Origin of the sequence: Streptomyces sp. NPDC050738 (assembly GCF_040654175.1) — a bacterium.
Taxonomy (GTDB): domain Bacteria; phylum Actinomycetota; class Actinomycetes; order Streptomycetales; family Streptomycetaceae; genus Streptomyces.
In genome coordinates this window covers 1-18,897 of the sequence record NZ_JBFAHN010000007.1, presented here as the reverse complement: position 1 = coordinate 18,897, position 18,897 = coordinate 1, and the positions used below count along the sequence as shown (strand labels likewise).

Here is an 18,897-nt window from a genome sequence, read left to right as displayed (position 1 = left end):
GGGCTGGATGACCATGGTGCAGACTCGGTGCGGTGAGAAAGATCTATGTCATCGGCATCGGGGCGGGCGACCCTGACCATCTGACCCTTCAGGCGGTCAAGGCGCTGAACCGGACGGATGTCTTCTTCCTGCTCGACAAGGGAGAGGAGAAGTCCGATCTGATCCGGTTGCGCCACGAGATCCTGCAGCAGCACATCCAGGACCGCGAGTACCGCCTCGTCGAGGCCCGCGACCCGGACCGGGACCGCAGGACCGGTGGCGCGGGCTACTCCCCCGCCGTCGACGACTGGCGCCGTGCGCGTGCCGACATCTACGAGCGGATGATCACCGACGAGCTGGGCGACGACGAGTGCGGCGCCTTTCTCGTCTGGGGCGATCCCGCCCTGTACGACTCCACGCTGGGCATCCTGGAGGAGATCCTGGAGCGCGGTGCGGTCAGCTTCGACCACGAGGTGATCCCCGGCATCAGCAGCGTCTCCGCCCTGGTCGCCAAGCACCGCACCGGACTCAACCGGGTGGCCCGGCCCGTCCAGATCACCACAGGACGGCGGCTGGCGGAGGGGTGGCCCGAGGGGGTGGACGACGTCGTCGTGATGCTGGACGCGCACCAGTCCTTCCGGCACCACATCGATCAGGACCCGGTCATCTACTGGGGCGCCTATGTGGGGACGTCCGACGAGATCCTGGTGTCCGGGCGACTGTCGGAGGTCGCTGAACGCATCGAGGAAGTACGGGCCGAGGCGCGCGCCCGCAAGGGCTGGATCATGGACACGTATCTGCTGCGCCGGGACTGAGACGGTGCAGCACCTCTGACACGTCCTGCGCCAGGGGCACCCCCGCGGGCGCGGGCGGGCGGCGTACGACCACGACGGGCAGGCCCAGTTCGCGGGCAGCAGTCAGTTTGGCGGCGGTCGCCGGGCCGCCGCTGTCCTTGGTGACCAGTACTTCGATCGCTTGGGTACGGAGCAGGTCCCGCTCGCCCTCGACGGTGTACGGGCCCCGGTCGAGCAGGATCTCGCAATGGCGGGGCAGCGGCGGGTCCGGGGCTTCCACCGACCGTACGAGGAAGTGGAGTTCGTCCAGATCCGTGAAGGCCGCCAGGCCCAGGCGCCCGGTGGTCAGGAAGATCCGGCGGCCGAGCGCGGGCAGTCTGGCGGCCGCGTCGGCCAGGTCCGTCGCCGCGTGCCAGCGGTCGCCGGGGACCGCCTCCCAGCCGGGGCGGCGCAAGGCGATCAGCGGGACACCCGTGGCCTGCGCGGCAGCCGCCGCGTTGGTGCTGATGGTGGCGGCGAAAGGGTGCGTCGCGTCCACCACGGCGTCCGGCCTGTGCTCGTGGAGCCATTCCACGAGACCCGCGACCCCGCCGAAACCGCCGATCCGCACCTCCCCTGCCGGGAGTCTGGGGCGTGCGACGCGGCCTGCCAGGGAGGTGGTCACGCGCAGGCGGGGGCGGCGGTCGAGCTCGGCGGCCAGTTGCCGGGCCTCCGCCGTTCCGCCGAGGATCAGGACGTGCATGGGGCGAGGGTACGTGCAGGCCAGGTGCAGGGCAGCCGGTGCCCGGTGGATCAGCGTCGGGCGGGACTCCTTCAGCCGGGCTTCCGCGAGCCGCGGCCCGGGCGGGTGGTCGGGCGAACAGGGCAACGTTGAAGTGGAGTTGTTCGCGTGTGAGGTGCGCCGGACCGTCGCGGCGCATCTGTCGACACGATCGGTCTCATGCGTTTTTCACGCAGCGCGTCTACCGTGACGCCGTGACCCAGACAAGCCCGCCCGGCTGGCACGCAGACCCCGGGCACACAGGTGCAGGACCCCTCCAGGAGCGCTGGTGGGACGGCGAGCAGTGGACCGACGCGCTCCGCCCGATGCAGAACCCTCCCCACTCGCTCACCCGCCGCCGGGTGCGCATGGGGATCGCCGTCGTCGCGGGAGCCGCGGTGGTGGCAGCCATCGCCGGCGGCGTCTACCTGCTGACGAACGACTCCGGGAACGGCGGCGGATCGTCGGACACGGCAGGCTCCGCGCCCTCGACCGCCCCTTCGCGGCCCGGCGGTCCCGGCGGGCAGGAGGGGCAGGGAGGACAGGGCGGACAGAACGGGCAGGGCGGTCCGGACGGCGGCGAGAGCCAGGCTCCCGAACAACAGCAACCGCAGACCGAGGCCGGATACGCCACCGATCTGGCCAGCGGGATCAGCATCCCCGTGCCCGACGGCTGGAAGGGACAGTCCGGCACCGTCGGCGCCGGGGTCTCCACGGGCACGTACAAGTGCCCCGGTGACGCCACTGCGCAATGCTCGCGCGGCGGGGTCTTCTCCGCTCCCGCGCTCGCCTGGAAGAACCAGGCCACCTCGGCCAAGGCGGCCGCGGAGAAGGACATCTCCCCCAACGCCAAGGAGTCGTACGGCGGGAAGAGCTACGGGGCGATCACCTCGCACCAGCAGCTCAAGTCCGAAGCCGTCACGGTTGCCGGGCAGCAGGGCTACCTGGTCCGCTGGAAGGTGGTGACGAAGACCGGCGAGGACGGATACGTGCAGTCCCTGGCCTTCCCCTCCCCCGTCGACTCGAAGACCCTGGTCGTCGTACGGTCCGGATTCGATGTCAGCAGCAAGGCGCCCTCCCTGTCCGTGATGGACACCATCACCAAGGGCATCAAGGCAGCGGCCCAGGACGGGTCCGGCGCGGGCAAGACGGCCTGAGTCAGGGAAGTACGAGCCAGTCGGCGGCCACCGCGGCGACCAGCCCGGCACCGAGCAACCAGCTCGCGAGCCGGGTTCGGCCGCTGCGGCTGAGCTCGATCACCACTCCGCAGAGGATCAGGGCGAGGCCGTAGTCGGCGACGACCAGCAGCGACGCACGGCTGGCGAGCCGCACCCAGAGGACCACGGCCATGGCGACCATCAGCACGGACGCCACGGCGATCCGCAGGCGCCGCGCCTGACGCGGAGTCATCCCCTGCCGCTCGGGCCCCGCCTCGGGGTCGGGCGCGGGATCGAACTCGGGCTCCGGCTCGGTTATCGCTTCGTCCACGGCCTGGCTCTGGTCAGATGCGCTCATGGGGCGGAATCGTACCGGCCCGCTCAGCTTGTCATGCTCAGCATTGAGTACGAACGGCTCACCGCCCCCGTCCCGATGGCGGCCGCTGATCAGCGCGGCGCGCGTTTCGCGGCGCGGCTGACGATGGCCGTCTCGACTTGGGTGATCCCCAGACCGACCAGGTCGCGCGAGAGAAAGCCGTACAGGGCGGTCAGGTCGGGGAAGTACGCGGCCGCATGCAGATTCGACGGCCCCGACGTCGCGAACGCGCCGTGCACCGAGGGATGGTCGGCCATCGCCCGGCCGGCGGCCGCCAGATGGTCGGGGGCCACGTGCAGCAGGAGTTTGGCCTCGATGGGCAGTCCGAGCTTGCGGGGGTCGATCAGGACCTGGGTGATCAGGCGTGCCTGGGCGGCCAGTTGGGCGATGCGCCGGCGCACCGTGGTCTCCGGGTGGCCGGTGCGTGCGGCCACGGTTGCGGCGGGCAGGCGCGCGTCAGGGGTGAGCGCGTCGATCAGGGACTGCTCCAGGGGGTCGGTGTCGATTCCGTACGGGCCCGAGGTGCCGGAGGCCGACGGCTCGGGCGGGCTCAGGGCCGCGCGCTCGGATGCGGTCAGCACCTGGTGACGCCACTCGGAGGTGAGCCGGAAGACGTGCAGGACCGTGGCGCTCTCCAGCGAGGTGACCGCCTGGGTGGAGGGGAGTTGGCGGAAGACCAGCGGGTCCCGCGAGCCCGGCTCGGTGCGGGCGACCGCGAAGATCTCGTCGCCCGCCGCGCTGACATCGATGAACGGGATGTCCTCGCGCGCCGCCAGCGCGGCCACGATGGTGTCGAGCTTCCCCCGCAGGACCCTGATGCGCAGGAAGAGGGCCCCTGCCGAGCCGCCGTTGCGCGGCCGCGCCACCGGTGAGATCACCACGCGTACGGTCCCGTCGGCGGTCAGCGCGTGCAGCCTGCGGCGCACGGTGGCGGCGGCGACGCCCAGCGCATGAGCGGCCCGTTCCGCCGTGATGCGCCCGTCGCACTGCAGCGCGGCCACCAGCCGCTGGTCCAGGAGGCTCAGTACGGAATCCGCCGATGCGTACGCCATGGACGCCAGTTTCGCCCATTCCGTCGCCGTGCGGTGCTTCTCCCGCAGACCTCGCGCCAAGGATGGATACGTCCAGCCCGCACCGCGACGGAAGGAGTACCCGATGATCATCGATCCGCGTATCTGGTTCCCCACCCTCGTCGGCTGACGGCCGCCGCACCGGAGTCGCCATCGGTGACACCGGCAAGGGGGTCTGCGGCGCGACGGCACTGTGCGCCGCACCGCAGACCCCCGCGCGATCGGCCGCTTTCCGGACAACGACGGATTCACCACGGAGGTCCACATGCCCGAGCTCAGGGAACGCGTGAAAGTACGGTTCGCCAGCGGTGACACCACCTGCGCGGCCTGGCACTATCCGGGGTCCAACGGCGGTTGCGTGATCATGGCCGGGGGGACCTCGGTCACCAAGGAGCCGGCCTCCGACCTCTTCGCGGCACGGTTCAACGACGCCGGATTCGCCGTCCTGGCCTTCGACAACCGGCGGTTCGGGGAGAGCGGGGGCACCCCGCGCCAGATCGTCCGTATCGATGAGCAACTCGCCGACTGGGACGCCGCGATCGCGTACGCGGCCAGCCTGCCCGACGTCGACCCGGACCGCATTTCCGTCTGGGGCTTCTCGCTCGCGGGAGGGCATGTATTCCGCGTCGCCGCCGACCACCCACAACTGGCCTGTGCGGTCGCGCAGACGCCACTGGCCGACGGCTTCGCGCTCGCCCCTCACGCACTGCGCGCCATGACTCCCCTCGCGATGCTGCGGCTCTTCGGCCTGGGCATCGCGGATGCGCTCGGCGGACTCCTCGGGCGGCAGCCGCTGCTGGTTCCGACCTCCGGAGCACGGGGCGACGTCGCCTCGCTCACCACTTCCGACGCCATGGACGGCGATCGCGCCCTGGATCCCGAACACCGCCATACGGACTGGGAGCAGACGGTCGCCGCACGGATCGCGCTGCGGATCGGCGGATACCGCCCGGGACGGCACGCATCGCGGATCCGCTGCCCGCTGCTGGTGGTCGTGTGCGACCAGGACCGGAGCGCGCTGCCGGGCCCCGCCGTCGAGGCGGCCCGCAACGCCCCGGATGCCGAGGTGGTTCATCTGACGGGTCGTCATTACGCCCCGTTCCTGGAGTCGCACGAACAAGCCGTCGAGGCGGAGATCTCGTTTCTGGAGAAGCACCTGACCCGGTTGGCCGGCCGGGCCGGGTGAGTTCGGACCGTCTCGCGGTCCACACCTTGTGGGAGCGCTCCCAACTCCCGCATGGTGTACGGCGTGACCACTTCTCCCTTCATCAGGCCCTACCGCGCCGACGACCGCACCGCGCTGTACGACATCTGTATGCGTACGGGCCACGAGGGCGGCGACGCCCGCCATCTGTACGACGACCACGATCTGCTGCCGAGCCTCTTCGCCGCGCCCTACGCCGAGTTGGAGCCCGGTCTCGCCTTCGTCGCGGACGACGGCACCGGCCTGGCCGTCGGCTACATCGTCGGGACCGCCGACACCACCGCCTTCGTCGAGCGCTTCCGTACGCAGTGGCTCCCGCCGCTCGCCGGGCGCTATCCCGACCCCACCGGCCCCCTCCTGACACCCGACGAGCAGATGGCCGCCCTGCTGCACCGGCCGGAACGCATGCTCGTCCCCGAGCTCGCCGGCCACCCGGCCCATCTCCATGTGGACCTGCTGCCCGGGCACCAACGCATGGGGCTCGGGCGGGCATTGATGAACCAATTCCTCGCCGCGCTCGCCGCGCAGGGCGTCCCCGCCGTACACCTGGGAATGGTCACGGCCAACAAGGCGGCCCGGGCCTTCTACGACCGGGTCGGCTTCCACGTAATCCCGGTGCCGGACGCGGGGGTGCTGACCTACCTTGGCCGCACCACAGGAGGTGTCGTCCTTTGAAGCTGCTCACCGTCAATATCGGCAGGCCCCGCTCCAACCCCTGGAAGGGGATCGCCTCGACAGGCATCGACAAACAACCGGTCGAAGGACCAGTCGCCGTCACCGCCCCGGGCCCCAAGGGCGACGGCGCTGTCGGTCTGGCCGGCGACCGGGTCTATGACGTCAAGCATCACGGCGGGACCGACCAGGCCGTCTACGCCTATGCGCGGGAGGATCTCGACGCCTGGGAAGCGGAACTGGGCCGGAAGCTGCCGAACGGCTCCTTCGGGGAAAATCTGACCACCCTGGGGCTCGACCTCAACGGCGCGCTGATCGGGGAGCGTTGGCGTATCGGGCGTGATGTCGTGCTCGAAGTGGCGGTCCCGCGGATTCCGTGTGTGACCTTCCAGGGATGGCTGGAGCAGGAGGGGTGGCTGAAGCGGTTCACGCAGGCGGCCGTTCCCGGCCCGTATCTGCGGGTGATCGAGCCCGGCGAGATCCGCGCCGGGGATCCGGTCGAGATCGTGCACCGGCCCGGACACGACGTGAGCGTCGCTCTCGTCTTCCGGGCGTTCACCCTCGAACCCGAGCTGCTGCCGCGGCTGCTGGTCGCGGATGCGCTGCCCGAGGAGGGCAGGGCCATGGTCCGGCGCCGGACCGCCGGCGGATCTCAGGGCTGACCCTGATGACCTTCGGTCCGCGCGCCCCTAGCGTGGACCGAACCGGCACCGTTCCGTGGACGACGTACGGGGGACTCGGGGGAGGTCGCCGTCCACGGAGCGGAGCGCCGTGTTTCCGCGGCCCGGGCGTCAGGCACGCAGGTACGCGAGGACCGCCATGACGCGGCGGTGGTCCAGCAGATCGGCCGCGAGCCCCAGCTTGGTGAAGATGTTCCGTACGTGCGTCTCCACCGTCTTGCCGCCGATCACGAGGCGTTGCGCGATGGCCTCGTTGGAACGGCCCTCGGCCATCAGTGCCAGCACCTCGCGCTCGCGCGCGGTCAGTCCGTCGAGGGGTCCCCGGGTGTGCGGTGCCCGCATCAGGCGCTCGACCACCAGTGGGTCCAGGACCGTCTCCCCCGCCGCGACTCTCTTGAGCGCACCGGCCAGTTCACCGACATCGGCGATGCGCTCCTTGAGGAGATAGCCGAAGCCGCGCGGGTCCTGGGCCAGCGCCCGTACGGTGGCGCTCGTCTCCACGTACTGCGACAGCAGGAGTACGCCCGTCCCCGGATGCGCTCCACGGATCGCGGCCGCCGCGACAAGGCCCTCGTCGGTGTGGGTCGGTGGCATCCGGATGTCCAACAGGACGGCGTCCGGCCGGTGTTCGGCCACCAGACCGAGCAGCGCCGCGCCCGCCTCGCCGCACTCCGCGGGCACCTCGAACCCCTCGTCCACGAGGAGCCGTACGATGCCCTGCCGCAGCAGCACCGAGTCCTCGGCCACGATCACCCGCACGGCAGCTCCGCCCTGATCCTGGTCCCGCCACCTGCGGGAGAGTGCACCTGCAGCACGCCGTCGACGGCGGCCAGCCGGTCGGCCAGGCCCCGCAGTCCGCTGCCGCGCCCGGTGTCGGCGCCGCCTATGCCGTCGTCGACCGTCTCGACGACCAGGGTGTTGCCGCTGTGGTGCGCGGAGACACTGACGGCCTTGGCCCTGGCGTGCTTGGCCGCGTTGGCGAGGGCCTCGCAGACGGTGAAGTACGCGGTGGACTCCACGACCGGGTCGTAGCGCCGGGGGTCGGCCGCCACCACGACCGGCAGCGTCGCCTGCCGGGCGAGCTCGGCGAGTGCGGGGCCGAGGCCTTCGCGGGTGAGGACGGCCGGGTGGATGCCGTGCGCGATTCCCCGCAGCTCCTCCAGAGCGAGCTTCAGACTGCTCTCGACCTCGGCGACCGACCGGCGCAGCGACGTGTCGGGGTGGTCGGCGAGGCCCCGGTCGACGCGGCGCAGCGCCATCAGCGCGAAGACCAGGCGAGCCTGCGCTCCGTCGTGCAAGTCCCGTTCCAGGCGGCCCCGTTCGGCCTCCGCTGCTTGGACGATACGGCTGGTGACCTCCCTGGCGCGAGTGCGCAGCCAGAGGTTTTCCAGTGCGAGGCGCAGCGCGGCGCCGACCGCCTCCAGGAGCTCGGGGTCCTCGGCGAGCGCCGGGTCGTGGAGCAGGAGGGCGAGCGGTGTGCCGCGCGAGGAGTCGACGCGGGTGGTGCCGGCGCCCTCTTCGCGTACGGGACGGCCGTCCGCGCCGGCGTACCCGCCCTGCTCCTCCTGCCACAGCCCCAGCCGCAGCCCGGGATCCCCGAGCACCCGGGCGAGGGCCTCACGCAGGCGGGCCGGATCGGGGTCCGCGCCCACTTCGATGACCAGGCCGCCGACTTCGGCCCGCTGCAGTTGCATCCGCAGCAGCCCGGCGAGGAAAGCGAGCGGTACGGCTGCCTGGGCGAGGTCGGAAAGGAGCAGCACACCGGACTCGACCGGGCCGCTCAGTGCGGGCAGTACGTAGTGGACCAGATCCCACAGGAGGAAGACGGTGACGATAGCAACGGCGATCCAGGCCGGCAGGAGCGCCCTGCGGCGTGCGACGGAGGCATGCCGCCAGCGCCGTACGAGCGCGACCACCATGACCAGCGAGATCGCCCAGCCGATCGCCCGGTAGCCGGCGTCGACGGCATCGAAGAGGTGCGCGGCGCCCGGCACCAGCAGCGGGTTGGGGCCGCAGCCGTGGCAGGCGAGATAGGTGGCGTCGGTGGAGACACCGGGGTCGAAGGCCAGCGTCCGCAGCAGGCCGCCGACGGCGACGAGTCCGTAGGTGAAGCCGACGAGGCGTCTGGCGGGTGCGCTCGCCACGCGCCCGTCGGGGAAGGCCAGCACCAGGTGGACGAGGACGGCCATGTTGAGCGCCTCCCACCAGGCGCCCACCGCGAAGAGCGCGGGGACGGAGGTGCCCTGGAGGTTGCCGAGGAACCAGGTGACTCCCTCGGCGACCATGAGCGGCCCTGTGCGGTTGCCGGGCCTGCGCCACCAGGCGACCAGCCCGGCGCCCGCGTACGCCCAGCCCACCGCCAGGTCACGCGCGATGTCCGCGCCTGATCCACCTGCTTGCGCGTACGCCCAGCTGCCCGCCGCTCCCGAGGCGAGCGCCGCCGCCGCGGCGGCGCTCCACCGGATGCGTAGGGCCCGCTTCCCCTGCCTGTTCACGCGCCACACGGTAAGCCATGCGCGAGCGGCCCCCGCCCGGTACGGTCAGGCGGTCCAGTCGGGGCGGCGGCCCAGATACCGCAGGAGCTCGGCCGCCGCGTCGTCGCCCTCCTGCGGTTCGAGCGCCGGAGCGAAGGCGAACGCCCTCAGCGGCTCTACGAGTTGACGGGCTGCCCCGAGCAGTTCGGCGGCCAGGGCCGGGCTCAGCGGCGACGGCCGGCCACTGGCGCGGGCGATGTCCCAGGCGTGCACGGCGGCGTCCAGGGCGCAGGCGCGGACGCCGAGCGCGGCCGTCACCCTGCCGGGCGGGATCGGGACCGGCACCTCACCGGTGTCCGCGGCGACCGCCGCCCAGGCATCGGCGGCGGCCGTCAGCGCCGCTTCGATCAGGGCCCCGGGGTCCTCGCTCAGCTTCCCCGAAGGCTCGAAGGGGTTCTCCGACGGGCCGGGGCCTCCCGTGAGGGTCGCCGCGTAGGCGATCTGGTCGCCCGCCGCGTGCTGAAGCACCTGGGTGACGTTCCACTCCGCGCAGGGTGTCGGCGCTTCCCAGCCTCCGGCGGGCACGCCGCCCACTGCGGTGCGCAGCGCCTCGTGCGCTTCGGCCAGGACGGCCCATTCGGTGGTACCCGTGTCAGTCATTGCGTCCCCGTCCCCTGGTCAACTCGCCGCCGTCTGCGGCCGCTTGGCGGTGATATTAGGCACGATCCGCTCTCATATGCGGCCGATCCGGTATTCCCGGAGCGCGAGGGCGAGTGCGCCCATCACGGGCGGTGCGTCCAGCAGGACGGGTACGGCGCCGGGCAGCCGGTCGGCGAGGGCGCGTGCGAAGGCGTCGAAGAGCCGGGGGCGGGCTGTGATGACTCCCCCGGCCGCGACGACCGCGTCGGTGCGTGCCCCGCGCGCGGCGATCCTGCCCACCAGCACGGCGAGCTCACGGCCGCCCTCTTCGATGACGCGGGCGGCCAGTGCCGAACCCCCGTCGGCGGCGGTGAAGACCACCGGGGCGTGGCGCCCCCAGGTGTTCACCCCGCCGTCCCAGCTCATGGCGTCGGCGAGCTCGGGCAGCGTGGGCACGGCGAACGCCACGAGCAGGGCCTTCTCCAGGGGATCGGGAGCGCCGCCCTCGTCGGCGTGGGCGAGGACGGCCCGGGCGGCTTCCCGTACGAGCGCGGAACCCGACCCCTCGTCGCCGAGCACCCAGCCCCAGCCGCCCGCCGCCAGGTGGGCGCCCGTCTCGCGGTGCCGTCCGACGGCTATCGAGCCGGTGCCCGCGACGACACCGATCCCGTGCTCGAACCCCGCTGCGGGGACGAGGAGTTCGGCGTCGTTGACGACGGTGACGGGTATGGAGAGGAGCGTGCGGAGCTCCGCGGCCAGACGCTCGCACTGTTCCGGGGTCTCGCAGGCATGTGCGCCGACGGCCAGTCGGTCAGGGACGTCCGTGAGCCGTTCCACGATCCAGGCCGCGGCATCCGGGAGGGAGCGGGTCTGCCATCCGGTGCTCGGCAGCGTGTGGTCCTCGATCACGGTGCCGTCGTGCGCATGGGCGTGGACGATGCGGGTCTTCGTACCGCCGATGTCGATTCCGGCGACGGTGGTGCGCATAGCGGCGGGCTCCTCGTTCGATGGGTCCGTGTGCGCGAAGGCCTGAGCTTTTCGGGCTCCGCGTCCGTGAGTCTGCCAGGGCGGCTCCGCGGGGAGGCTGTCGCGTAGGCTGCCGAGGTGATCGCTGACATACGCCCTTACCAGGCCTTCGACCTGCCCGGGATGTACCGGGTGTGTCTGCGGACCGGCGCCTCCGGTCAGGACGCGACCGCGCAGTACCGCGATCCCGACCTGCTGGGGCACGTCTACGCGGGCCCCTATCCGGCGGCCGATCCCGGATTGAGCTTTGTGGCGGCCGACGAGCAGGGGGTGCTCGGTTACGTCGTCGCGACGGCCGACAGCCACACCTTCGACGCCTGGCTGGAGACGAACTGGTGGCCCCCGCTGCGCCACCGCTATCCGCTGGCCCTGGCCGTGGATCCGGGTGACGGAACGCAGGACCGGCAGCGGGTGGAGCAGATCCACACCGTCCGACCGCCCGCCCCCGACCCTCTGTACGACCGTTACCCGGCACATCTCCACATCGACATCCTGCCGCGCGGCCAGGGCACCGGTCTCGGCCGCAGGCTGATGGGGGTGCTGGTCGGCGCCCTGCGGGAGCGCGGGGTCCGCGGGGTGCACCTGAGCGTGGGCGGCGCGAATCCTGGAGCGCGCGCCTTCTATCTCCGGCTCGGGTTCACGGAGTTGGAGCGGCACGACTGGGGGTCGGTCATGGTGATGGACCTCGACTGATCTGACGGACCCGGTGCTCTAGCGCAACAGCAGTTGTACGCCGCCCAGTACGGTCGCGCCGATGACGAGACGTTCGAAGAGCCGCTGGTCGATCCGGTCCACGCAGTACCTGCCGATGATCGCGCCGGGGACGACGAAGGCCACCAGGATCGCGTCGAGGAGCAGGGATTTCGCGTCGATGAGGCCGAGGCCCACGCTGAAAGGGACCTTGGCGGTGTTGACGATGAGGAAGAACCACGCCGATGTGCCCAGGAAGCCGAGCTTCCGGAAACCGGCGGAGAGCAGATAGAGAGACATGACCGGGCCGCCTGCGTTGGCGACCATGGTGGTGAAGCCGCCGAGGACACCGTACGAACGTGCCTTGGTCCGGCCGGCGCGCGTCGCCCCGTCCTCCTCCGTCTCCTCTCCGGCGCCGCGTCGCCGCCACATGGTGACCCCGGCCATCAGCAGCAGGATCGCCCCGATCGAGGTGCGTACGGCTCCGTCGCCGGCCCAGAAGAGGAAGGCCGTGCCGATCACCACGCCCACGGCGACGGCGGGGAACAGCCGCCAGAGGGTGGGCCAGTGGGCGTGCCTGCGGTAGGTGAGGACGGCCAGGACGTCGCCGGCGATCAGGATCGGCAGCAGCACCCCGGTCGATTCACGGGCCGGCAGTACGGCGGCGAAGACCGCGAGGCTGACGGTGTTGGCGCCGCTGACCGCGGTCTTGGAGAAGCCGACGAGTGCGGCTGCCGCGGCGAGGGCGGCCAGTCCCCAGATGCTGGGTGAACCTATGAGCGTGTCCATGTCGGGTACACGGTCGCACACGCCAGGGGCCGCCCTGAGGCGGCCCCTGGGTGAGGTGAGCTGCGGCTATCGGAGTTCGACCGAGAAGCCGTGGTCCGTGGAGAGGGACCGCGTCTTGACGTGGGTCACTCCGGTCGCCGGATCGGTGTACCAGCCCTGACCGGCCGCCCCGAAGGCCTTCGCGTCGGTCAGACGCGGCAGCTTGCCGCCCGCCGCGACGACCTGGTGCGGCGCGCTCCTGCCGTGCACCGTGAAGGTGTACGAGCGGGATGCCGCCTTGCCGTCGTAACGGCCCACGCTCGCACCGACCTTGATGACGGTGGACCTGCCGTGGCCGGGTGCGCGCACCTCGACCTGCTGGGTGGCCGAGGAGCCGCCTGCGTACTTGCGGGTCACGCCGTCGTCCTCGTACAGCGTGTACTTGGTGGTGCCCTGCGGATAGATGTCGTAGTCGAGCTCGCCCTTGTCACGGGTCTGCCAGGACGTCGTGCCCTTGGGCCACATCGGGACGATCGCACCGCTGCGGACGAACAGCGGGAGGGTGTCGAGCGGCGCCGCGTAGTTGTCGACGGTCGTCGGGCCCTGGTAGGTCTTGCCCGTCCAGTAGTCGGTCCAGGTGCCCTTGGGCAGGTAGATGCCGTTGCGGACCGAGGTGTCGCTGTAGACGGGTGCGACCAGGAAGTCCGGGCCCGACATGAACTCGTACTTGGCGTCGGGGCCGAGCGTCGCCGGATCGTCCGGGTATTCCAGGGAAAGCGGGCGGATCGCGCCGACGCCGGTCTTCGTGGCGTCCTTGGAGAGCGTGTACATGTACGGCAGCAGCCGCTCCTTGAGCTGCAGGTACTTGCGGTTGATGGAGGTGTACGGCTCCCCGTCCAGCCAGGGCTGCTGGTCGAATGGCTTCTTGGTGGTGATATCGCTCGACCAGCCGTCCATCGTCATGATGGCCGGGAGGAAGGCCTTCCACTGCAGGTCGCGGGCGTACATCTTGGCGTCGTGGCGGTAGATGGAGCCGACGTCACCGGTGTTGTACGCGATGCCGGACAGGGTCGCCCCCGCATAGGTCGGGATCTGCCAGCGGATGTAGTCCCACGACAGGGACTGGTCACCGCTCCACAGGACACTGCAGCGCTGGGCGCCGGCCCAGGAGACGGGCATCCAGACGAAGCCGCGGGCGTCGCTGTTGTCCTCGATGCCGGCCTTGGCCTCGTCGCAGGCGTCCAGCGCCATGCCGTATCCGCCGCCTACCCAGGCGACGTCGAGCTTGCGTACGCGGACGCCTGCCTTGGCCTCGTCGGCCTGGTTGGGGAGTCCGTCCTGAGTCCAGAGGCCGAGCTGGGCGTTGTTCTTGTTGAGGCCCGCGCCCGTCTCGGGGAGGTTTTCGTAGCCGCAGCCGTAGCCGTCGTTGACGAGCATCCAGCCGAGCGGCATCTGGTTCTGTACGTAGCCGTCGGAGACCTTCAGGGCGTCCAGGGTGTGGCGCTCGCCGCGGTTGGCGTTGTGGAGGTAGCAGTCGGAGTCGCCGGGCTCCAGGCCGTACACCGGCGGCATGAAGGGCTTGCCGACCAGTGAGGTGTACTTGCCGATGACCTTCTTGGTGTCACCGGTGAAGTAGTACGCGTCCAGGCGGCGTTCCTGCTGGCCTGTGCGGACGTGCGGTCCGAAGTCGTAGATGCCGGGGGTCATGGTGTTGCGGAAGACGCCGTAGCCGGCGGTGGAGATGTAGAACGGCTGGGAGTTGTTGTAACCGCCCTCGTTCCAGTTGGTGTTGTTGCCTACGTTCATGACCTGGTCGCGGTGGGAGAAGGACCCGTTCTGCTCGCCGCCGCCGAAGAACTGCTCGCTCGCGCCCCGGTCCAGGCTCTGGCGCATCCCGCCCGAGGTCCAGCGCAGGGGTGCGTCCTCCTGCCAGACGGGCGTGCGGTTGTCGGCTTTGTAGAGGCCGAAGCGCAGGGGATTCTTGTAGACGCGCAGCACGGTGTCCTTGGAGCGGATGCCGTAATAGGTGCCCGCGTCAAAGGACTTGGTGTCGCGCTGGGCCGCGGGCTGCTTCTGGATCATGTGGCTGCCGGGCGGGTCGGCGAGGACACCGTCCGGGGAGGCCTGCAGGCGCAGGGTGTCGTCGGCGAGGAAGTCGGCGCGCGCCTTCAGTGCGCCGGCCGCGATCTCATACGTACCGTGCGAGCCGCTGAAGCTCGTCAGGTTGCCCGCGTCGGTGGCCTCGGGGAGATAGGCCTTGCCGGTGAAGGAGTTGTCGTGGACGTCGTAGGGGACGACGACCACGTGGTAGGTGCCGGACGCCTTCGGGATGACGGTGGCCTCGGGGTCGGCGGTGCCCGCGCTCTCGGCGACCTTCTTGCCCGCGTCGTCGTAGATGTACATGTCGAAGTCGTCGGTGGGCGTCTCCCACTGGATGGAGACGGGGACACCGCCTTCGGGGTTGTCGTCCCACTGTCCGGATGGGGGGTTCACCGTCAGGTCGAAGCGGTCGCAGACGGCGTTGTCCGGGTCGTCCGCGGCGGCGGGACACTTGTCGGGCGAGCCGACGGTGCCCTTGGGGTAGACCGGACTCTGCCAGCTGACGCTCTTGCTCGCGCTGTCCAGGACGCCGGAGGGCGGGGTCGCCGCCTGGGCCGAGGAGGCGGCCGGCACGGTCAGCAGGGTGAGGGCGAGGACGGTCGCGGCCGCTGCGGCGGTCGCCGCCTGTCCGGGCCGGTTTCGGAAGATCCGCAAGGAGTGTTCTCCGTTCGTACCGCACAGCAGAGTGGACGACATTTGCTCAAAGGTGCTTGGAACACTGGGATTTCGAGCATCACGATTCACCTTCCGGTCAGTACATGTCAACGCCTCACCTGTACCGGAACGGTAAAAGGGAGTTCGGGTTCGCAGGAATGCCACACAGCCTTAACTCCCTGCCGTTGACCACCCGTTGTCCGGATTGCCAGCATCGGTCCATGCCGCCCGCCACGCATACCGCCCCCCTGCCGCCACCCCTCCTGCGCGCCCTGCCCGCCCCTCCGCAAGCCCCGGGACGGGCCGAGGGCACCGGCCCGTCCGCCGTCCTGCACACCGTGCTGCGCAAGGGCCCGCTCGCCCGTACGTCGCTGTCGCGGGCCACCGGCCTGAGCCCCGCCGCCGTCTCCCGGCACACCGCGGACCTCATCGGTCTCGGCCTCCTCCAGGAACTCGCCCCGCCCGCAGGACCGCCGCGCGCAGGCCGCCCGCAGATACCCGTCGGCATCGATCCGGCCCACCACGCGGTCTGCGGGGTGCACATCGCGCTGACCCACACCACCTTCGCCGTGGTCGACCTCCTGGGCCGGGTCACCGCCTTCCAGCGAATCGAGCACACCCGCGACGCCCCCGGCGTGCTCGGCCAGATCCTGCGCCACCTGCCCGGCTTCCTCGCGCGACGGGCCGCAGGGCGCTCCGTGCTCGGCATCGGGGTGGTGACGGGCGGCTGGGTCGACAGCGACCAGGGCGTCGTCGTCGAGCACGACCCCCTGGGCTGGCGGGACATTCCCGTACGGGAAATCCTGTCGGCCGGGACCCGGCTCCCGGTCCATGTCGACGGCCACGCACGGGCGCTGGCCCAGGCCGAGCTGCTGTTCGGCGCGGCGTCGCACCGCACGGAGATGGTGCAGCTCTTCGTCGGCAACGTGGTGGACGCGGCGATCGCCACCGGCGGGTCGGTGCTGCGCGGGCGGAGATCGGGGGCGGGCGATGTGGCGCATCTGCCGCTCGGGGACCGGGCGTTGAGGTGCGGCTGCGGTCGGCGCGGCTGCCTCCAGGCCGCGGTGTCCGACCGTGCTGTCGCCGAGCGGGCCTTCGAGGCGGGGATCATCCCGGTGCCGCAGTTCCCGCTGCTGCTGGGGCGGGCCGGGGACGGCGACCCGGCAGCACTGGACCTCCTGCGCGAGCGGCTGCGTACCACCGGACGCGCCTGCGCCCTCCTGCTCGACGTCATCAACCCCGAAGTGCTGGTGCTCACCGACACGACCGCCATCCACCTGCCGGAGCTGCTCCCCGCCCTGTACGAGGAGATCGCCGCACGCTCCCACCTGTGCGCCGACCCGGAACGGACCGTCGTACCGACCCCGTTCGGCAGCCAGGTGCTCGGGGTCGCCGCCGGAGCGGTGGTCCTGGACGCGGTGTACCGCAGGCCCATGGAGCTGCGGACCGCACGCTCCGCCTGAGACGCCGGCGGAGTTTGTTCCACGGCGTCGCCAATCATTGCCGACCGCTTGCCCGACGACGGAGAATCAGGACATGGACGCAACAGTGAGGGCCGCGGCGCGAGACGCCGCCGGGCGGGAGACGGTCAACGCCTTCCGCGCCCATCACTTCGCCGGTCTCGGCTGTCGTCGCAGCGCCGTGCGCTGATCCGCGCACACTCCTCGGTTTCTCTCAACGGCCCTTTCCTGTCGGCCTGTTCACCCATGCCCCTTTCCCCTGGAGCTGAGCTCTGCCATGACCTTTTCCACTGTGCGCCACCGACTTCTCGCCACCGCGCTCGCCCTCGCCCTCCTGCCCTTCGCCGCCGCCTGCGGCGGGGAGTCGAGCGCCGCCGAGGGAACGGGCGGCGGGAAGGTGACCCTGCGCATCGGCGACCAGGGACAGAGCCTGCTCACCACGCTCAAGGTCTCCGGGCAGCTGAAGAACCTCCCCTACGAGGTGAAGATCAGCCAGTTCGACAGCGGCCCGCTGGTGAACCAGGGACTGCAGGCCGGAGCCATCGACTTCGGGGTACTCGGCGACACCCCCGCGGTCCTCGCCCAGGCCAGCGGCATCCCCGCCAAGGTCGTCTCCGTGACCCGGACGGTCGGCCCCGGCTACACGCTCGTCGCCCGCCCCGGCAGCGGCATCACCTCGGTCGACGACCTCAAGGGCAAGAAGATCGCCTACTCCAGGAACACCGCGAACCACGGATTCCTACTGCGGGTGCTCGACAAGGCCGGGCTGAAGCAGAAGGACATCACGCCCGTCGACGTACCGCTGCAGAACGTCGGCAACGTACTGGAGTCGGGGACGGTCGACGCCGCGACCGTCAGCGAGGAGACCCGCGCCAAGTACCTCCAGGAGCACCCGGACGCCGTCCAGGTCATCAACGGCCGCACCGTGACGCCCGGTTACTCCTTCCGGATCGCCACCGACAAGGCGCTCGCCGATCCGGCCAAGCGCAAGGCGCTCCTGGACTTCGCCCACCGTCTCGCGGCCGCGAACGAGTGGATCGCCGGCCACCGGGACGCCTGGGTCCAGGCGTACTACGTCAAGATCCGCAAGCAGACTCCCGCGCTCGGCCGGCAGGTGTTCGAGGCCGTCGGCCGCACGTCCTACGTCCCCGTGGACGACGCGGTGATCCAGGCCCAGCAGAAGCAGGCCGATCTCTTCACCGCCAATGACCAGCTGCCCGGGAAGGTCGACCTCTCCGGTCAGTTCGATCCATCCGTATCCAGGGATTTCAACGCCCGTACCGTACAGAAGGGTTCCTCCTCATGACCGCCTCCGCCCGCCCCGCATCCGGCCACACCGGCGCCGACATCACCGGCGTCGACCTCTCGAAGCCGCTCTCCGCGGACGACTTCACCACCATCCAGCAGGCCCTCGACCGCTGGAAGGTCGTCTTCTTCCGGGAGCAGGAGCTCGACCACTCCACGCAGATCGCCTTCGCCCGGCAGTTCGGCGACCTGACCTACGCCCACCCGCACGACGACGCCCCGCCGGCCGACCACCCGGAGATCTTCACGATCGACCCGCGGCGCTACGAGGAGCGGTACGGCAAGGGCTTCCGGGATGCCGTCAAGAAGCGCCAGTACAGCTACTTCTCCGGCTGGCACACCGATGTGACGGCCGCCGTCAACCCGCCCGCCGGGTCCATCCTGCGCGCCGAGACCGTCCCGGAGTTCGGCGGCGACACCCAGTGGACCAACCTGGTGTCGGCGTACGAAGGCCTCTCCGAGCCGGTGCGCGCCTTCATCGACACGCTTCGCGCCGAGCACCGCTACGGCGGCTCGGAGAAGACCGACGGCAACAGCGAGTACGCCAAGCGCATCAACGACAACCTGCTGGTCGCCGTCCACCCCGTCGTCCGCGTCCACCCGCGCACCGGCGAGCGCGCCCTCTTCGTCAACCCGGGCTTCACCAGCCACATCGTGGGCGTCTCGGCGCGCGAGAGCAAGGCGATCCTGGACCTGCTGTACGGGGAGCTCACCCGCCCCGAGTACACGGTCCGCTTCCGCTGGGAGCCGGGCAGTGTCGCCTTCTGGGACAACCGCGCCACCGCGCACCTGGCCCCGCGCGACATCGAGCACCTGGACGTCCAGCGCACCCTGCACCGCGTCACTCTCATCGGCGAGGTGCCGGTCGGCCCCGACGGAACGGAGTCGGAGCTGCTGTCGGGCAAGCCCTTCACCGCCGATCACAAGGTGGTCGTCGGTGCCTGACGCACTGACCGTGCCCGTGGCGCCGCCGTCCCTCACCGGGGACGGCGGCGCCGCGGGGCCCGCCCCCCCCCGGCCCGGGGACACCACACAGGGGGTTGTGAACGCCCCCAAAAAAACACCCCCGCGCCCCGGTAAGCGCCCCCC

19 protein-coding genes are annotated in these 18,897 nt (G+C 71.0%); 10 read left to right on the top strand and 9 right to left on the bottom strand.

Features of this window, described 5'->3' with window-relative positions; all coding sequences use genetic code 11:
* Window positions 1-32: 32 nt before the first annotated feature.
* Entirely contained in the window at window positions 33-794 is a 762-nt protein-coding gene (gene cobF / locus AB0H78_RS19335; protein ID WP_363235679.1) for a precorrin-6A synthase (deacetylating), read from the top strand.
* Here cobF and AB0H78_RS19330 read toward each other — a convergent pair.
* Complete coding sequence (locus AB0H78_RS19330; RefSeq protein WP_363235678.1) at window positions 763-1,515, bottom strand: cobalt-precorrin-6A reductase; 753 nt, start codon at window positions 1,513-1,515, stop codon at window positions 763-765. The two genes, cobF and AB0H78_RS19330, sit on opposite strands and share 32 nt — an antisense overlap.
* Before the next feature lie 233 nt (window positions 1,516-1,748).
* Between AB0H78_RS19330 and AB0H78_RS19325 the strand changes: the two genes are divergently transcribed.
* On the top strand, window positions 1,749-2,690 hold the full coding sequence (locus tag AB0H78_RS19325) for a DUF2510 domain-containing protein (protein ID WP_363235677.1): 942 nt from the start codon (window positions 1,749-1,751) through the stop codon (window positions 2,688-2,690).
* Between the two features lies 1 nt (window position 2,691).
* Here the strand turns inward: AB0H78_RS19325 and AB0H78_RS19320 are convergent, their stop codons facing one another.
* Both AB0H78_RS19320 and AB0H78_RS19315 read right to left on the bottom strand, forming a co-directional pair.
* The gene (locus AB0H78_RS19320; protein ID WP_363235676.1) at window positions 2,692-3,048 is read right to left on the bottom strand and encodes a hypothetical protein; all 357 of its coding nucleotides are present in this window, start codon (window positions 3,046-3,048) and stop codon (window positions 2,692-2,694) included.
* A gap of 89 nt (window positions 3,049-3,137) precedes the next feature.
* Window positions 3,138-4,118, bottom strand: coding sequence for an Lrp/AsnC family transcriptional regulator (locus AB0H78_RS19315; protein WP_363235675.1), 981 nt, complete (start codon window positions 4,116-4,118; stop codon window positions 3,138-3,140).
* Between AB0H78_RS19315 and AB0H78_RS19310 the strand changes: the two genes are divergently transcribed.
* The 4 genes from AB0H78_RS19310 to AB0H78_RS19295 all read left to right on the top strand — a co-directional run bounded on the left by AB0H78_RS19310 (window position 4,117) and on the right by AB0H78_RS19295 (window position 6,674).
* A complete protein-coding gene (locus AB0H78_RS19310; protein WP_363235674.1) occupies window positions 4,117-4,266 on the top strand; it encodes a hypothetical protein in 150 nt (49 codons plus the stop codon). The two genes, AB0H78_RS19315 and AB0H78_RS19310, sit on opposite strands and share 2 nt — an antisense overlap.
* 135 nt (window positions 4,267-4,401) lie before the next feature.
* Entirely contained in the window at window positions 4,402-5,322 is a 921-nt protein-coding gene (locus AB0H78_RS19305; RefSeq protein ID WP_363235673.1) for an alpha/beta hydrolase, read from the top strand.
* A gap of 63 nt (window positions 5,323-5,385) precedes the next feature.
* Window positions 5,386-6,015, top strand: a complete 630-nt coding sequence (locus AB0H78_RS19300; RefSeq protein WP_363235672.1) for a GNAT family N-acetyltransferase — start codon at window positions 5,386-5,388, stop codon at window positions 6,013-6,015.
* Window positions 6,012-6,674, top strand: a complete 663-nt coding sequence (locus tag AB0H78_RS19295) for an MOSC domain-containing protein (RefSeq protein WP_363235671.1) — start codon at window positions 6,012-6,014, stop codon at window positions 6,672-6,674. The genes AB0H78_RS19300 and AB0H78_RS19295 overlap by 4 nt, the downstream gene beginning before the upstream one ends.
* 129 nt (window positions 6,675-6,803) lie before the next feature.
* On the opposite strand, the gene AB0H78_RS19290 is transcribed toward AB0H78_RS19295, so the two are convergent.
* From AB0H78_RS19290 to AB0H78_RS19275, 4 genes are all read right to left on the bottom strand, one after another.
* Window positions 6,804-7,445, bottom strand: coding sequence for a response regulator transcription factor (locus AB0H78_RS19290; protein ID WP_363236053.1), 642 nt, complete (start codon window positions 7,443-7,445; stop codon window positions 6,804-6,806).
* Complete coding sequence (locus AB0H78_RS19285; RefSeq protein ID WP_363235670.1) at window positions 7,442-9,187, bottom strand: histidine kinase; 1,746 nt, start codon at window positions 9,185-9,187, stop codon at window positions 7,442-7,444. The genes AB0H78_RS19290 and AB0H78_RS19285 overlap by 4 nt, the downstream gene beginning before the upstream one ends.
* Window positions 9,188-9,232: 45 nt before the next feature.
* Window positions 9,233-9,826: a TIGR03086 family metal-binding protein gene (locus tag AB0H78_RS19280; protein WP_363235669.1), complete on the bottom strand. Its 594-nt coding sequence runs from the start codon at window positions 9,824-9,826 to the stop codon at window positions 9,233-9,235.
* Window positions 9,827-9,898: 72 nt separating this feature from the next.
* Window positions 9,899-10,792, bottom strand: a complete 894-nt coding sequence (locus AB0H78_RS19275; RefSeq protein ID WP_363235668.1) for a BadF/BadG/BcrA/BcrD ATPase family protein — start codon at window positions 10,790-10,792, stop codon at window positions 9,899-9,901.
* 117 nt (window positions 10,793-10,909) lie between these two features.
* Here AB0H78_RS19275 and AB0H78_RS19270 point away from each other — a divergent pair, with 117 nt between their 5' ends.
* Window positions 10,910-11,524: a GNAT family N-acetyltransferase gene (locus AB0H78_RS19270; RefSeq protein ID WP_363235667.1), complete on the top strand. Its 615-nt coding sequence runs from the start codon at window positions 10,910-10,912 to the stop codon at window positions 11,522-11,524.
* Window positions 11,525-11,542: 18 nt separating this feature from the next.
* Here the strand turns inward: AB0H78_RS19270 and AB0H78_RS19265 are convergent, their stop codons facing one another.
* Both AB0H78_RS19265 and AB0H78_RS19260 read right to left on the bottom strand, forming a co-directional pair.
* Window positions 11,543-12,310, bottom strand: coding sequence for a sulfite exporter TauE/SafE family protein (locus tag AB0H78_RS19265; RefSeq protein ID WP_363235666.1), 768 nt, complete (start codon window positions 12,308-12,310; stop codon window positions 11,543-11,545).
* Window positions 12,311-12,376: 66 nt separating this feature from the next.
* A complete protein-coding gene (locus AB0H78_RS19260; RefSeq protein WP_363235665.1) occupies window positions 12,377-15,085 on the bottom strand; it encodes a TIM-barrel domain-containing protein in 2,709 nt (902 codons plus the stop codon).
* Window positions 15,086-15,264: 179 nt separating this feature from the next.
* On the opposite strand from AB0H78_RS19260, the gene AB0H78_RS19255 reads away from it, so the two are divergent.
* The 3 genes from AB0H78_RS19255 (at window position 15,265) to AB0H78_RS19245 (ending at window position 18,753) form a co-directional block, all read left to right on the top strand.
* Window positions 15,265-16,506, top strand: coding sequence for an ROK family transcriptional regulator (locus tag AB0H78_RS19255; protein ID WP_363235664.1), 1,242 nt, complete (start codon window positions 15,265-15,267; stop codon window positions 16,504-16,506).
* Between the two features lie 274 nt (window positions 16,507-16,780).
* Window positions 16,781-17,809 carry a MetQ/NlpA family ABC transporter substrate-binding protein gene (locus tag AB0H78_RS19250; protein ID WP_363235663.1) on the top strand — a complete coding sequence of 343 codons (1,029 nt, stop codon included), beginning with the start codon at window positions 16,781-16,783 and terminating at the stop codon, window positions 17,807-17,809.
* Window positions 17,806-18,753 carry a TauD/TfdA family dioxygenase gene (locus AB0H78_RS19245; protein WP_363235662.1) on the top strand — a complete coding sequence of 316 codons (948 nt, stop codon included), beginning with the start codon at window positions 17,806-17,808 and terminating at the stop codon, window positions 18,751-18,753. The genes AB0H78_RS19250 and AB0H78_RS19245 overlap by 4 nt, the downstream gene beginning before the upstream one ends.
* Window positions 18,754-18,897 lie beyond the last annotated feature (144 nt).

What these genes read in the sequence shown, in the direction of transcription:
- AB0H78_RS19275 (WP_363235668.1), bottom strand. Translation starts at nt 10,792, where the DNA reads ATGCGCACCACCGTCGCCGGAATCGACATCGGCGGTACGAAGACCCGC.
- AB0H78_RS19330 (WP_363235678.1), bottom strand. Translation starts at nt 1,515, where the DNA reads ATGCACGTCCTGATCCTCGGCGGAACGGCGGAGGCCCGGCAACTGGCC.
- AB0H78_RS19250 (WP_363235663.1), top strand. Translation starts at nt 16,781, where the DNA reads ATGACCTTTTCCACTGTGCGCCACCGACTTCTCGCCACCGCGCTCGCC.
- AB0H78_RS19315 (WP_363235675.1), bottom strand. Translation starts at nt 4,118, where the DNA reads ATGGCGTACGCATCGGCGGATTCCGTACTGAGCCTCCTGGACCAGCGG.
- AB0H78_RS19305 (WP_363235673.1), top strand. Translation starts at nt 4,402, where the DNA reads ATGCCCGAGCTCAGGGAACGCGTGAAAGTACGGTTCGCCAGCGGTGAC.
- AB0H78_RS19310 (WP_363235674.1), top strand. Translation starts at nt 4,117, where the DNA reads ATGGACGCCAGTTTCGCCCATTCCGTCGCCGTGCGGTGCTTCTCCCGC.
- AB0H78_RS19265 (WP_363235666.1), bottom strand. Translation starts at nt 12,310, where the DNA reads ATGGACACGCTCATAGGTTCACCCAGCATCTGGGGACTGGCCGCCCTC.
- AB0H78_RS19280 (WP_363235669.1), bottom strand. Translation starts at nt 9,826, where the DNA reads ATGACTGACACGGGTACCACCGAATGGGCCGTCCTGGCCGAAGCGCAC.
- AB0H78_RS19260 (WP_363235665.1), bottom strand. Translation starts at nt 15,085, where the DNA reads ATGTCGTCCACTCTGCTGTGCGGTACGAACGGAGAACACTCCTTGCGG.
- AB0H78_RS19320 (WP_363235676.1), bottom strand. Translation starts at nt 3,048, where the DNA reads ATGAGCGCATCTGACCAGAGCCAGGCCGTGGACGAAGCGATAACCGAG.
- AB0H78_RS19245 (WP_363235662.1), top strand. Translation starts at nt 17,806, where the DNA reads ATGACCGCCTCCGCCCGCCCCGCATCCGGCCACACCGGCGCCGACATC.
- AB0H78_RS19255 (WP_363235664.1), top strand. Translation starts at nt 15,265, where the DNA reads ATGCCGCCCGCCACGCATACCGCCCCCCTGCCGCCACCCCTCCTGCGC.